8 protein-coding genes are annotated in these 15,157 nt (G+C 60.0%); all 8 read left to right on the forward strand.

Going from position 1 to position 15,157, the window contains the following annotated elements; genetic code table 11:
- Nucleotides 1–209: 209 nt before the first annotated feature.
- The 8 genes from I6E73_RS01925 (at nt 210) to hydA (ending at nt 15,120) form a co-directional block, all read left to right on the forward strand.
- Nucleotides 210–7,484: an SdrD B-like domain-containing protein gene (locus tag I6E73_RS01925; protein WP_197122679.1), complete on the forward strand. Its 7,275-nt coding sequence runs from the start codon at nt 210–212 to the stop codon at nt 7,482–7,484.
- Between the two features lie 236 nt (nt 7,485–7,720).
- Complete coding sequence (gene dnaK / locus I6E73_RS01930) at nt 7,721–9,589, forward strand: molecular chaperone DnaK (protein WP_197106758.1); 1,869 nt, start codon at nt 7,721–7,723, stop codon at nt 9,587–9,589.
- A complete protein-coding gene (locus I6E73_RS01935; protein WP_231600510.1) occupies nt 9,590–10,240 on the forward strand; it encodes a nucleotide exchange factor GrpE in 651 nt (216 codons plus the stop codon). It abuts the gene before it with no gap.
- A gap of 17 nt (nt 10,241–10,257) precedes the next feature.
- Nucleotides 10,258–11,256: a DnaJ C-terminal domain-containing protein gene (locus I6E73_RS01940; protein ID WP_197122688.1), complete on the forward strand. Its 999-nt coding sequence runs from the start codon at nt 10,258–10,260 to the stop codon at nt 11,254–11,256.
- 5 nt (nt 11,257–11,261) lie between these two features.
- On the forward strand, nt 11,262–11,696 hold the full coding sequence (locus I6E73_RS01945; RefSeq protein ID WP_197106756.1) for a heat shock protein transcriptional repressor HspR: 435 nt from the start codon (nt 11,262–11,264) through the stop codon (nt 11,694–11,696).
- A 13-nt stretch (nt 11,697–11,709) separates the two neighbouring features.
- The gene (locus tag I6E73_RS01950) at nt 11,710–12,495 is read left to right on the forward strand and encodes a YqjF family protein (RefSeq protein ID WP_197106755.1); all 786 of its coding nucleotides are present in this window, start codon (nt 11,710–11,712) and stop codon (nt 12,493–12,495) included.
- A 241-nt stretch (nt 12,496–12,736) separates the two neighbouring features.
- Entirely contained in the window at nt 12,737–13,582 is an 846-nt protein-coding gene (locus tag I6E73_RS01955) for a nitrilase-related carbon-nitrogen hydrolase (protein ID WP_197122690.1), read from the forward strand.
- A 74-nt stretch (nt 13,583–13,656) separates the two neighbouring features.
- Nucleotides 13,657–15,120 carry a dihydropyrimidinase gene (gene hydA, locus I6E73_RS01960; RefSeq protein WP_197122692.1) on the forward strand — a complete coding sequence of 488 codons (1,464 nt, stop codon included), beginning with the start codon at nt 13,657–13,659 and terminating at the stop codon, nt 15,118–15,120.
- Nucleotides 15,121–15,157: the final 37 nt, after the last annotated feature.

The following is a 15,157-nucleotide window of genomic DNA, read 5'->3' on the forward strand; positions in this document are numbered from 1 at the left end:
GGGGCGATGGGGGACGTAGACGCGTCTGTGTACCCCTTTATGTGGGCTATTGAGGGGACTGAGCATCCCCTACGGTTGAATATGGTCCGCGCGATGAGCACCCGACACTGAGCTCGTTTTACGGCGACCAACCCGACATCACCCGAGTTATCTGCGGCCTATCTCCCGATATTAGGTAGGCCCTAGGTCAATCCTGAAGGTCTTACCCCGTGAAGTTTCTGCTGCGCTCATTACTCATTGCTGCCCTGCTAGCCGCCGGAATTACCGTGCCCGCCGCAGTGGCAACTGCCGCCGAGGCAACTATCGCCGTCGACCTCCAGCGCCAGGTGAGCGCGTCGACGTTGTTTGGCGACGATGTCTCCGTGACGCTCACAGCACAGCAAACCTCGGGCACTAACGCCTACAACCTGACGTTCACCGACATCCTGCCCGCGGGAGCAACGCTGGTTACGAACTCCAACTACGGCGCACCGCAGCGGATTCCGCTCGCCGATGGCAGCACCAAGCTCATCTGGAACAACGTTGCCGATCTCTCGTCAGGCGCCGTCGTTTCATTGACCTATTCGTTCTCCTACCCGACGACGGGCACCTACAAAGTCGGCGACACATTCACGGGTGCCGCTGAAGCGCTGGCCAACACCAACGAGCGCACGCTGGTGAAGTTCAACGTGGGCAACGGTGACGTCATTGAAGACTCCCGCGACGTAGGCGGAGCCGCAGAATCAAGCACCACCCTCGTTCCCTTCGTGCTCGATAAGGCCGAGCTGAACACCGCTGAATCTGAACTGCTGCGCGGTGTGCACGATCACCAGACGGTCTACGAACTCACCGTTACCAACAACGGCGTCAACTCAAGCTCTGACTTCACCGTTACCGACTTCCTCCCGGCAGGCCTTGAATTCCTCGGATGTGAGCCAGCAGATAATAGTGCAGACGGCACCGAAGAGTATGTCGGCTCCGGTCGCATCACCAGCTTCCCCAGCGGTGTCGACTGTGACGGCCTAGTTCCGACCACGAGCACCGTAGTTGTTGACCCCGATGGGGATGGCCCACTAGATGAGGCTGTTTACACGAAGGTGGTGTGGACCATCAGTGGCGAGCTCGTCGCAGACGGCGTCATCACCATTAGATACGCCGCCGGTATTCCCCTGCGCGAGAACGTCGCCTTCGACGGTGAAGCCACCGCAAACCTCGACAACAACACGGGCGATCTCACTTACGACGAGCAACAGCTCACGAACTACGCCGAAACGAGCGGCACCTATTCCGGCGACGGCGAGAGCTACACCGACGACGCCACAGCAACTGTCTCGGCCGAAGATGTTGCCATTCAAAAGACCGTCGATGTGGATGCAATTACTCAGGGTGCCGACAGCGTCTGGACGCTCGACTACCAGTCGTCTGAATATGCGCTTTCCACCGAAACGATCGTGATCACCGACACGATTCCCGACGGACTCGAATTCGAAAGCAGCATTCCTGATCCGACCTCTGGCCCCACCTACAACGACGACGGAACTATCACCGTGTCGTGGGATGCCGCAGCATTTGACGAAGCGTCCGACAGCGGAGAAATCAAGGTCTTCACGACCGCGCTCGCCTCGTACCGCGTCACAGGCTCTGGTGACGTGGAACGACCCGTCAGCTCGAATGACTCGTGGACGAACACCGTCGACCTGGCGACATCCACCACCATCATCACCGACAACGACGCCACGACGTCAGTAATCGAGATTCTTGACACCTCAAGTGCCAGCCAGCAGGCCGAAGGCATCACGCTCACCAAAAAGGTAGCTGAGCCAGTAGCCGCCATGACGGGCACATGCGACACAATCAGCGGTCTTGATTTCAAGGATGAGCTTGCCGTGGGTGCGTTCCACCCGGGCGATTGGGTGTGCTACGAGCTGACCGTCACGTTCCCGAGCCAACTCGACACGCTCGACAATGTCGTGAATGACTTCTTGCCGGCCGGCTTCACTTTCGTTGACTACGCCGAAACCGCGCTCAACAACGTTGCCTCGACGTTCGTGCCAGAAGATCCCGCCGACCCGTCACGTCTGCTCACGTGGAATATCGGAAATGTCGACAAGGGAACGACGTTCCAGGTTCTCGTCACCGCCGAAATCACCAATCCAGCGGCCATTACAGATGGCGACATCACATCGAACCTCATGAAGATGACGTACCAGAACACAGCTGGCGATGTCTATCAGCTGCGGGACAGCGCAGACACGCTCGTCGAGAAGCCGATCGTGACCCTCAGCAAGGGCATCACTCACCTCAACACTGACGCTGTTACCAATGGCCCGCTCAACACGCTTAAGGTGCAGGCGACTGATCGCGTCACGTACGCGGTTGTCGTGACCAACAGTGGCGGCCAGGATTCCGAAAACGTCTCCATCCGTGACAACCTCCCGGGCCTCTTGGAGTGCTCGGATGTCGAGAACATCAGCGATGCGGGCGTCTGTGGCAGTGACCCGCTACTCCCGCGCTCAATCGAGTGGACGATTCCTTCGCTGGATGCTGGCGACTCCTACACGGTCACCTACGACGTCATCACTCCGGCAGATTCGTCTGCCGGCGACACCTTCCTCAACACTGCCGGTGTTCGCAACTACGAAGGCGTCACAAACACGGGTGACCAGCAGGTCTACGTTCCGGTCAACAACATCGACCCCACGCTTGAGGACGATGCGAACAGTGTCGAGGCGAAGGACACCGCCAGCACGAGCGTGCGCCTGCCTACGATCCTGAAGACTGCGACGACCTCGATCACTGAGTCCACCTACAACACCCTGAGTGAAGCGACCATCGGTGAGGAAATCACCTACACGGTCACGACGACGATCCCCGAGGGTTCGTCGGTCTACCAGAAGCCTGTGGTCTCTGACACGATCGACAGCCGGTTTGTGATCGTCGGTACGCCTACCTTCACTGTCGAGGGCGGTGCCAGCCAGAATGCAACCGTCACAGGGCAAAAGGTTGAGGCGCCCTTGGGGGAAACCTACGAGAACCTTCCGAATAGTGGCGATGATGCGGTAGTTCTGACAATCACCGTACGCGTGCTGGATGCTTCGGGGCCGGTGCGTAACAACAACGTCAACAACACGGCCAGATTTACGTGGAAGCCGGTCAACGGCGACGCGAAGACGATCTCGAGTTCTGCAGCTATCCGCATTGTGGAGCCAGTGATTTCAGTCGCTAAGACCAGTGACGCAGTTGCTGGCCGCGTCATTGCTGACCAGGTTGTGGAATACACGCTTGCTGTGCGCAACAGCAGCACAGCCACCGCTTCAGTTGCTCATGACACCACCGTTGTGGACCACGTCCCTGACACCATCCAGCCCGTTGATGCGAGCAATAACCCGGTGACTACGAGTCAGATTTTGCCCGGTGGAGGCGCGTGGGACCAAACAGCGCGCACCATTACTTTCACGGTCACCAGCATCAACCCCGGTGCCGGCCCCAACCTCAAGTACAAGGCCCGCGTGATCGACCCGCTGTTGAGTGGAACTGAAATCGTGAACACGGTTGATGTCACCACGACATCACTTGCGGGCACCGATCCCAACGAACGAACCTCAACGTCAACGACGGGTTCTGCAGCGTACAAAGACGACGATGTGCTGACACTGCGGGCGCCAGATTTGGGCGTTAGTAAGTCAGCATCGCCCGGAACCCGCACCATTGGTGAGGTCGTGACGTACACGATCGACGTAACAATTCCGAAGAACGTCGTTGCGTACGACGCGACAATCATCGACACGATGCCCACCAACGTGCGTTTCGGCCAGTTCCTTGACTCGACCTGTGACCAGAATGGCACCCCGTGTGGTGCCGAGGCATCGCTGATCGGGTCACCGACCGCGACCGACCGCACCATTGGCTACTTCATCGGCGATATCGACCCCGCCGAGGCTGAAGTTCGCACCGTCACGATCACCTACACCGGCATCGTGACGACTGCTGCAGCATCCGGAAACACTCTCGTCAACACGGTTCGCCCGTACTGGAACAGCGTTAACACCATCACGGGAACCCCCACAACGGTGCCGGCACCCGGCGATTTCGACAAGGTGGGTACGCCGTCGACCGCCAACGTTTCGGTTATCGAACCGCGACTGACTATCGATAAGGATGTTGCTGGCCAGGTTGGCGACAGCGACACTCGCCGTGCCAAGCCCGGTGAGCTGCTCGAGTACACGATTGTTGTGCGCAACGCGGGCAACTCGCCTGCGTATGACGTGACAGTCACCGACACTCCTGACGTTCGCGTCACGGACTTCACCTCCGCGGGAGTTGTGGGAGTTTCCCCGACCGATATCGATCCGTCAGACGGAACGCTCGGCTGGACGATTGCTGGTCCGATTGCGGCTGGCGCATCCGTGACGATCAAGTACACGGTCACGATGCCTGTCGTCGACGAAACGAGTGAAATCGTTGCGTCGCAGGAAGTCATCAACACGGCTGACGTGCCGCACTACTTCGGTGTTGCTCCTAGCGCGCAGGTCGATGACATCGACTACAAGGACTACGACAATGTGACCCCGGATGTGGTGAGCGTCGAACTCGACCTCGCCTCCATCGGTGACTTCATCTGGTTCGATGTCAACAACGACGGCGTGCAGGATGCCACGGATCCCGCCCTGGCGGGAGTCGGCGTCACGGTCGTGTACGCAGGAGCTGACGGAATCTTCGGCAACGCCGACGATGAGACGTTCACTCGAACGACTGGCAGCGATGGCGAATACCTCGTCAACCAGCTGCCCGGTGGTCTCTACCGCGTGACAGTGGATGCCTCAACGCTTCCCGCCGGAATGACTCCGAGCTTCGACCTCGACGGCACCACCGCAACGCCCAACGGCGTGTGGCAGGGCACCCTCGCCGAGAACGCCAAGAAGCGCGACGTCGACTTCGGCTACACGGGAACCGGTTCGATCGGTGACTTCATCTGGTTCGACCAAGACAAGGATGGCGTTCAAGACACGAACGAGCCCGGCCTGCCCGGCGCGACCGTCACGGTTGTCTTCGGCGGCCTCGACGGGGATCTCTCCACGACTGACGACAACATCACGTACACAACGTCGACGGATGCCGATGGCGAGTACACGGTCGGCCTGCTTCCTGCTGGCCCGTACACCGTCACGGTGAGCGACCTGCCCGCAGGCTACGCCGTTGTCTCCGACCCCAATGGCGGAACGGGTACGAGCTCGACAATCGCATTGACGGCCGGCCAGAACCGTGTTGACCAGGACTTTGGTTACGCCGGTACGGCATCCATCGGTGACTTCGTGTGGATCGACCGCAACGGCGATGGTGTTCACGATGACACCGAGCCCGGAATCTTTGGCGCTCAGGTTGAACTGACCTGGTTTGGCGAAGACGGTGTTCTTGGCGGCGGTGACGACGGAGTCTTCACTACGACAACCGACGGCGACGGCCTCTACAGCTTCCCGAACCTGCTCCCGGGCAACTTCTCGGTAGCGGTAACGGGTGGCCTGCCGGCTGGTGCTACGAACAGCTTCGACCTCGATGCCGACAACGACTCCGAGGCGCCTGTGACGCTCGAGAACGGCGACGCTGTCACGAATGTTGACTTCGGCTACGACGTGACCTCCGTTATCGGAGACCGCGTGTGGTGGGACCGCAACAAGGATGGCGTTCAAGACAGCAACGAGCCTGGGTTGGCTGGCGTGAAGATTCTCGTCACCTACCTCGGTACCGATGGTGTTCTTGGCGGCTCCGGCGCTGCTGGTGACCTCGAGTTCGAGGCAACGACGGACAGCAATGGTGACTGGACTGTCACCGAGATCCCCGACGGTAACTTCATCGTCGAGGTTGTCAGTGGCGTGCCTGCTGGCTTCAGCCCCACCTTCGACAACGACAGCGGAACGACGTCACCTGACGAAGAGTCTGCTGTAACGCTCGTCGGCTCTGATCTCAAGCAGGACTTCGGTTATGCCGGCAACTCCAGCATCTCCGACACCGTGTGGCTCGACCTCAACAAGGATGGCGTCAAGGATGCTGGCGAGCCCGGCTTGCCCGACGCCGAGGTCACCCTCGTCTGGTTCGGTCCGGATGGCGTAGCGGGTGGCGGCGATGACGTAACGTTCGTCGAAACCACCGACTCCAACGGCAAGTACCTCTTCGACGGTCTGCCCGAGGGCAACTACACCGCCACGGTTGACACGACGACGCTGCCTTCTGGCGTGACGCCGACGTTCGATGCGGATGCTGGTCCCAACCAACCGACGGCAGCCACGGTTGCTTCTGGTGTTGGCCCCAACTCCACGACCGCCGTTGCGCTGCCTGCAGCGACCGATCTCGACAACATCGACTTCGGTTATGTCGGCACCGGCAAGATTGGCGACACTGTCTGGCTTGACCAGAACGGTGACGGCATTGTTGACGCGACTGAGCCCGGCATCGCCGAGGTAGTCGTCACGCTCACTTGGGCTGGCCTCGACGGCGTACTCGGCAATGCCGACGATGTGGTCTCGACGACGAAGACGGATGCCAGCGGCAACTACCTCTTCGAAGATCTTCCTTCGGGACTCTTCACCGTCGAACTCTCGAACCTGACTGCAGGGCTGACCTCAACGGTTGACCCCGATGGTGGAGCAGACGACGCTTCTGAGCTTCCGCTCCGTGGCGGCGAAGAGAACCTCGATCAGGACTTCGGTTACCGCGGTGACGCGGGAGTCGGCGACCTGCTCTGGCTCGACGTCGACAACGACGGAGTTCAAGACACCAACGAGCCCGGACTTTCCGGAATCGTCATGACGGTGACGAGCCCCGGTTCCGACGGAATCTTCGGCAACGAAGACGACATCGTCGTCACCACCACGACGGATGAGAACGGCAACTACCTCGTTGAGGGACTGCCGGCTGGCGAAGTGAAGGTCTCCTATGACCCCACGACGTTGACCGAAGGTTATGTGCCGAGCTCGGACCTCGACGGCGACGTGTTCTCCGAGACCACGGCAACGCTCGTCTCGGGTGAGACTCGCCTCGACGTTGACTTCATCGTGGTCGGTAGCGCAACGCTCAACGGCATTGTGTTCGATGACCCGAACGGCAATGGCGTCCGCGACAGTGGCGACAAGGGCATCCCGAACGCGGAGTTGGATGTCGTGTGGGATGGCCCGAATGGTCCGGTAACCGTGCGCGTCACCACCGACGCGAATGGAGCGTGGGAACTCACGAACCTGCCTGCCGGTACCTACACGGCAACGGTCGACCTCGCGTCGGTTGACGCGGAGTACCGCCCGTCGACGGGAACTACTTCAACGGTCGAGCTGCCTGCCTTTGGCACACGCTCGGTCATCCAGGGACTCACAACGTTGATGCTCGCCTTCACGGGTTCGAACATCGCGTTAGGAGGATCGCTCGCAGGGCTGCTCCTGCTCGGCGGACTGTTCCTTCTCTTGCCGGCACGTCGGGTGCGTGGCGGAGAAAAGCAGAAGCAGATAACAAGTAGCTAGCAGCACCAGCGAGTTGGCGCGGTGAGCGTGTGGGGCGTCGGGCCCTGTGCATGCTCACCGCGCCATTTGCTTGTGCCCTCGTGGCTCGTCAGTCATTGATTGAGCCAACGACGTTACCTTGAGTCACTCCCACTCAACTTTCAGCTACGCGGCTTGACTCTCGGCGTGAGCAGGCGCAAACTTGATACAGCGCGACTCAAGTTCGTGCTTCACGAGACTTAAAGGAGTAAGAGCACATGGCTCGAGCAGTAGGTATTGACCTCGGAACCACCAACTCGGTAGTTGCCGTACTCGAAGGTGGAGAACCCACCGTCATTGCAAACGCCGAAGGAATGCGCACCACGCCATCCGTCGTCGCATTCACCAAGGATGGCGAAGTCCTCGTTGGTGAAACCGCAAAGCGCCAGGCCGTCACTAACGTCGACCGCACCATCGCATCCGTCAAGCGCCACATCGGTACTGACTGGACCGTCGCGATCGACGACAAGAAGTACACCCCGCAGGAAATTTCCGCTCGTACGCTTGCCAAGCTCAAGCGCGATGCCGAACAGTACCTGGGTGAAGACGTCACCGACGCAGTAATCACCGTTCCCGCCTACTTCAACGACGCTGAGCGTCAGGCAACGAAGGAAGCCGGTGAGATCGCGGGCCTCAACGTTCTGCGCATCATCAACGAGCCCACTGCTGCTGCACTGGCCTACGGCCTCGACAAGGGTAAAGAAGACGAACTCATTCTGGTCTTCGACCTCGGTGGCGGAACGTTCGACGTCTCGCTGCTCGAAGTGGGCAAAGACGACGACTTCTCCACCATCCAGGTCAAGTCGACCTCGGGTGACAACCGCCTCGGTGGTGACGACTGGGATGCCCGCGTCGTTGACTACCTGATCAAGCGCTTCAAGGACTCGACCGGTGTTGACGTTTCTGGCGACAAGATTGCCAAGCAGCGCCTCAAGGAAGCTGCCGAGCAGGCCAAGAAGGAACTCTCCTCGCAGATGACGGCAAGCATCCAGCTCCCGTACCTCTCGCTCACCGAGAGTGGCCCAGCCAACCTCGACGAGACCCTCTCGCGCGCCAAGTTCGAAGAACTCACCGCCGACCTGCTCGAGCGCGTTCAGAAGCCCTTCAACGATGTCATCAAGGAAGCCGGCGTCAAGCTGAGCGACGTTGCACACGTTGTACTCGTGGGTGGATCGACTCGTATGCCCGCCGTCGTTGAGCTCGTCAAGAAGCTCACCGGTGGCAAGGAACCCAACAAGGGCGTTAACCCCGATGAGGTCGTAGCCGTTGGTGCTGCACTCCAGGCTGGTGTGTTGAAGGGTGAGCGCAAGGACGTTCTGCTTATCGACGTCACCCCGCTGAGCCTCGGCATCGAGACCAAGGGCGGAATGATGACCAAGCTCATCGACCGCAACACGGCAATCCCGACCAAGCGCAGCGAGACCTTCACCACGGCGGATGACAACCAGCCTTCCGTGTCGATTCAGGTCTTCCAGGGTGAGCGTGAGTTCACTCGCGACAACAAGAACCTCGGAACCTTCGAGCTCACCGGTATCGCACCGGCGCCTCGTGGAATCCCGCAGGTTGAGGTCACTTTCGACATCGACGCTAACGGCATCGTGCACGTGTCCGCCAAGGACAAGGGCACCGGCAAGGAGCAGTCGATGGTCATCACGGGCGGTTCAAGCCTGTCGAAGGACGACATCGAGCGTATGGTTCGCGAGGGCGAAGAGCACGCTGCAGAAGACAAGGCCCGCCGCGAGGCAGCCGAGGTTCGCAACAACGCAGAGCAGCTCGCATACTCCACCGGAAAGCTCATCACCGACAACGCTGAGAAGCTGCCGGAAGACGTCAAGACTGAAGTTCAGGCCGACGTTGACGCGCTCAATACGGCGCTCGCCGGAGACGACGAAGCAGAGGTCAAGACCGCGTTCGACAAGCTCACCGAGAGCCAACAGAAGCTGGGCGAAGCAATCTACAAGCACCAGGAAGAAAACCCTGAGGCCGCTGCAGAGGGCGAAAGCGCTGCCGCTGACGAAAGCTCCGACGAGGACATCGTCGACGCTGAAGTTGTCGACGAAGACGAAGCTGACACGGACAAGAAGTAGATGTCTGACAAAAACACGGACCACGACGACAACCAAGAGCCGGTGAACGACGACGAAGGTCGTGTTGATCCGGAAACTGGCGACGTGAGTGCGGCCGACTCGGCTGCTGCAGAGGAATCTGCGGCAGCCGAGGGGCAGCCTTCCTCTGACGAGGAGCCTGCCGAGGACGCCACGAAGGCCCCCGATGAGCTGAGTGAAGAAGACAAGCGTCTTCTTGAGGAAGCTAGTCGGGACCTCGTCGCTGAGATGCGTGATCAGATGTTGCGTGCTCAGGCTGAGTTGGTGAACTTCCGCACTCGCGTTGAGCGGGATCGGGTCGCGAACCGCGAAGCCGTAATCGCCGACGTCATCCGTTCACTGCTTCCCGCCCTCGATGATCTCGACCGTGCCGACAAGCACGGCGACATCCTTGAGGGAACCCCCATCGCGCTTGTGGCACAGAAGATCAACTCAAGTTTTGAGCGGTTCGGACTGCGCAAGATCGGTGAAAAGGGCGAAGTCTTTGATCCTGCGTTCCACGAGGCTGTTGTTCATTTGAACGATCCTGAGGCGACCGAAAACACGATCGCTGATGTCGTTGAGCCGGGCTACATTCTTGGTGAGCGCGTTGTGCGTGCCGCGAAGGTTGCTGTCTCCGGCCCCGCTGATTAGGTCGGGGGTGGCGTGTAGTGGCTAGCCAAGATTGGTTCGATAAGGACTTTTACAAGGTGCTCGGGGTGTCGAAAGACATCTCCGAGGCCGAGTTGAAGAAGACCTATCGCAAACTCGCGCGCCAGTTTCACCCGGATTCGAACCCGGGAGATCCGAAGGCCGAAGAGCGCTTCAAAGAAATCAGTGAAGCGCACTCCGTGCTTTCTGATGCCGAGACGCGCAAAGAATACGATCAGGTTCGTGCCATGGGCTCGGGCGCTCGCTTCCAAGCGGGTGGCCAAGGCGGTCAGGCCGGCGGCTTCGAGGATGTCTTTGGTGGCATGTTCGGTGGCGGTGGCCAGAGTTATGGTGGCGGTCAGAGCTACGGCGGAGGGCAATCAAGCGCAAGCTTCGAAGACCTTCTCGGTGGCATGTTCGGTGGCCAAGCCGGCCCCGGCGGTGGCCCCGGATTCCGTGGTGGCCCCGCAAAGGGCCGCGATCTGGCAGCAAACACGACACTCGATTTTGCAACCGCGATAAACGGCGAAACGATCAAACTCCAGCCTGCTGGCGGTCGTCCGATGAACGTCAAGATTCCTGCGGGAGTCAGCGACGGTCAGAAGATCCGACTCAAGGGCAAAGGCGAGGCGAGCCCCAATGGTGGCCCCGCTGGCGACCTGGTCCTCACGGTCTCTGTGCGCAAGCATCCGGTGTTCGAGCGTGACGGCAGCAACCTTCGTGTTGTTGTTCCTGTGACGTTTGCGGAAGCTGTGCTCGGCGCCACTATCGAGGTGCCGACCCTGGGCGGTGCACCGGTGAAACTGAAGGTTGCGCCGGGAACCCCGAGCGGACGAGTATTGCGAGTAAAGGGTCGCGGAGTGGCGACAGCGAAAGCAACCGGAGACCTGCTTGCCGAAGTGCAAGTGGCGGTGCCTAACCGCATCCCAGAAGCTGCGCTCAAGCACCTCGAGGCCTTTGCCGAAGCGATGCCCACGGAGAATCCGCGGGAAGAATTGATTGCCAGAGCCAGGAGCTAATAGTCATGGATGAGCTGAGTCCCGCCTTTGCTATCGCCGTTGCGGCGGAGTTGGCGGGCATGCATCCGCAGACACTGCGACAGTACGACCGTCTGGGTCTCGTGTCTCCCACGAGAACCAGCGGTCGTTCGCGGCGTTACTCCATGCGCGACGTGATGCAGTTGCGTGAGATCGCAGCGCTCAGCGCTGAAGGTCTCAACCTTGAGGGCATTAAGCGGATCCTCGATCTTGAGAATCAAGTGTCCGAACTCAGTACGCGCGTGCGCGAACTCGAAGCGGCGCTTGCCGATGAACTGCTCTCAAAACCGGGCCGGCGCGTCTTCGCGGCCGGTTCTGCTGGTGAGGTGATCTCGCTCAAAGCGGGAACCCGCACCGAGCGCGCCAATCAGGTCGAACTGTGGCGCCCCTTCGTGAGGCGCGATAACCAACTTCCCCGGTGATTGCGGGCATCTGATGATGTTTCGGCAAGCCCCACCGCTCGGCGGCTCCGCTATCCTGCGGCAGCGCTGGAGCGAAGTAACGTTCCTGCACTGGCGGGTTGATCCTGCGGTCGTGGCTCCGCTGCTGCCCGCGGGCTGCCGCCCCGATACGCTCAACGGCAGCACGTGGGTGGGGCTCATCGCCTTTCAGATGTCGCAAAGTTCCTTCTTTGGCGGGCCAAGCATCCCGTGGCTCGGTGACTTTCCCGAAGTGAACGTTCGCCTGTACTCCGTTGATGAGCACGGGCGGCGCGGAGTGGTCTTCCTTTCGCTCGAAGCATCGCACCTGATTCCGGTGCTCACCGCGCGGCTCGCTTTTGGTTTGCCGTACCAGTGGGCGTCGATGAAGATCGGGCAGCGCGACGGGCAGATTGCCTACAAAACGAAACGGCACGGTCAGCCGGATGCCGCATCCCACATCATTGTGAAACCGGTGGATGACCCGGCGGCGAGTGTTGCGCTCGCGGCTGACCCCTTGGCTACGTTCCTGACCGCTCGGTGGGGGTTTCACGAAACTCATCGTGGACGCACGATCTACTCGCGCAACCACCACGAACCGTGGCCGTTGCAATCGGCTGAATTGGTCTACCTCGAGGATGGCTTGCTCGCTGCGGCTGGTTTTGAGGGTCTGGCCGACCGTGTTCCGGATTCGGTGATGTACGCGAGCGAGGTGACGACGGTGTTTGCGGCGCCTCGCCAGCCTGCTCTTGCGCGTCAGCCTCGAGCGAGCGCAATCTGGACATTCGCGCCGACTTCGTAAGTATTTCGAGAAATATTGTGGAATTGTATAGACAATTTTGCACAACATGGTCTCATCAGCACAAATGAGCATTGCCACTTACGCTGGAGAGGGACATGATGAGTAACCACACCGTCACATAGGCACAACACGATTGAAACGATGAACCTAGAGAATGGGTGAACGGGGATAGTTCCCGTTCGCGTGTCATTTTCCCGGTTCATCGCCGCAGGCAATGACGCCGAATAACGCAGGAGGCACAATGACAACGGTTCGCGCAGCAATCACTCAGACCACTTGGACAGGCGACAAGGAGTCGATGATTCAGAAGCACGAGCAGTTCGCTCGGGATGCGAAGGCGCAAGGCGCCCAGATCATCTGCTTCCAAGAGCTTTTCTACGGTCCCTATTTCGGGATCACTCAGGACAAGAAGTATTACCGCTACGCCGAGCCTGTTGATGGCCCGATCGTTACGCGCTTCCAAGCCCTGGCTAAAGAGCTCGACATGGTCATGATTCTGCCGATCTACGAAGAAGCGATGACGGGCGTGTATTACAACACCGCCGTCGTTGTTGACGCCGATGGCACCAACCTTGGTTCGTACCGCAAGCACCACATTCCTCACCTCGACAAGTTCTGGGAGAAGTTCTACTTCACGCCCGGCAACTTGGGTTTCCCGATGTTCAACACCGCCGTCGGCAAGGTTGGCGTTCACATTTGTTACGACCGCCACTTCCCCGAGGGATGGCGCGAACTCGGGCTCAACGGCGCCGAGATCGTCTTCAACCCGAATGCCACGAAGCCCGGACTCTCCAACCGCCTCTGGGAGGTTGAAGGTCCAGCAGCAGCAGTGGCCAACGGCTACTTTGTGCTTCAGCCCAACCGTGTCGGCCTCGAAGACAACGAGTACGGCGACGAAGCTGTCGACTTCTACGGCACCAGCCAGGTCATCGACCCCCGCGGAAACTTCGTGGGCGAGCGTGGCTCGGGCACCGATGAAGAGATCATGATTCGCGATCTCGACATGGACCTCGTGCAGGAAATGCGCGACGACTGGCAGTTCTACCGTGACCGTCGCCCCGACGCGTACCTGTCGATCCCTAAGTAAGCCAAAACTTCAACCCCCAGGTTGTTTTGGCGCCCGGGGGACAGTAGGCACACGACATCGCAGAGGAGCGAATCATGGCCACCACTCTCATTTCCGGCGGTACCGTCGTCAGCTCAACGGGGCGCGCCCCAGCAGACGTCCTGATCGACGGCGAAGTAATCAAAGCTGTGTTGTCTCCCGGCAGCACGCTTTTTGGAACCGACATTGCGGCATCCGTCGACAAGGTCATTGATGCCACGGGAAAGTACGTCATTCCCGGTGGCATCGACGCCCACACGCACATGGAGCTGCCCTTCGGCGGCACCGCGGCAATCGACACGTTCGAGACGGGCACTCGCGCTGCGGCGTGGGGCGGCACGACCTCGATCATCGACTTTGCGGTGCAGACCTTTGGAGAGCGCATCCAGGATTCGCTCGCTGCGTGGCACGGCAAAGCGGCGGGCAACTGCGCCATCGACTACGGCTTTCACCAGATTGTCGGCGACGTCACTCCCGAGTCGCTCAAGGCGATGGAGAAGCTGCCAGACGAGGGCATCACGAGCTTCAAGATGTTCATGGCTTACCCCGGAGTTTTCTACTCGGATGACGCACAAATCCTCAAGGCAATGCAGGTGTCTCGCGACACCGGCTTGATGACGATGATGCACGCCGAGAACGGGCCGGTCATCGACGTTCTCGCCGAGCAGCTCGTGGAGCAGGGCAAGACCGACCCGTACTATCACGGTGTCGCTCGTGCCTGGGAGATGGAAGAGGAAGCGACGCATCGAGCGATCATGCTCGCGAAGCTCACCGGCGCCCCGCTCTACATTGTTCACGTCAGCGCGAAGCAAGCGGTCGAACAGATCGCCACCGCTCGTGACCGTGGCCAGAACGTCTTTGCTGAGACGTGCCCGCAGTACCTCTACTTGAGCCTCGAAGAACAACTCGGTGCGCAGAGTGAGCAGTACGGCCACTTCGAGGGTGCCAAGTGGGTGTGCTCGACTCCGCTTCGTTCACGCGAAGAGGGTCATCAGGATGCCATGTGGCAGTCGCTGCGCACGAACGATGTGCAGATGGTCTCGACCGACCACTGCCCGTTCTGCATGAAGGACCAAAAAGAGTTGGGCCTTGCGGACTTCCGCAAGATCCCCAACGGCATGGGAACCGTCGAACACCGCATGGACCTCATGTATCAAGGCGTTGTCACCGGCGAGCTCACGCTCGAGCGTTGGGTCGAACTGACGAGCACCACCCCCGCTCGCATGTTCGGTATCTACGGACGCAAGGGTGTTATCCAGCCAGGAGCCGACGCCGACATCGTGGTCTATGACCCCAACGGTCACACCTCGATCGGTATGCCGGTCGACGAAAACGGCAACCCCACCGGCAAGAAGCACCACATGAACATGGACCACGCAGCCTGGGAGGGCTTCGAGATCGATGGTCACGTTGACACTGTCATCTCACGAGGCAAGGTCATCGTCGATGACGACCAGTACATCGGCACCAAGGGTGACGGCCGCTTCATGAAGCGCGGCCTCACTCAGTACCTGACCTAAACGGTTTCGCTGCAGCATCCGCTGGCTACCACCAGCG

Source organism: Salinibacterium sp. SWN248 (assembly GCF_015864575.1).
In the GTDB taxonomy this organism is placed as follows: Bacteria; Actinomycetota; Actinomycetes; order Actinomycetales; family Microbacteriaceae; genus Rhodoglobus.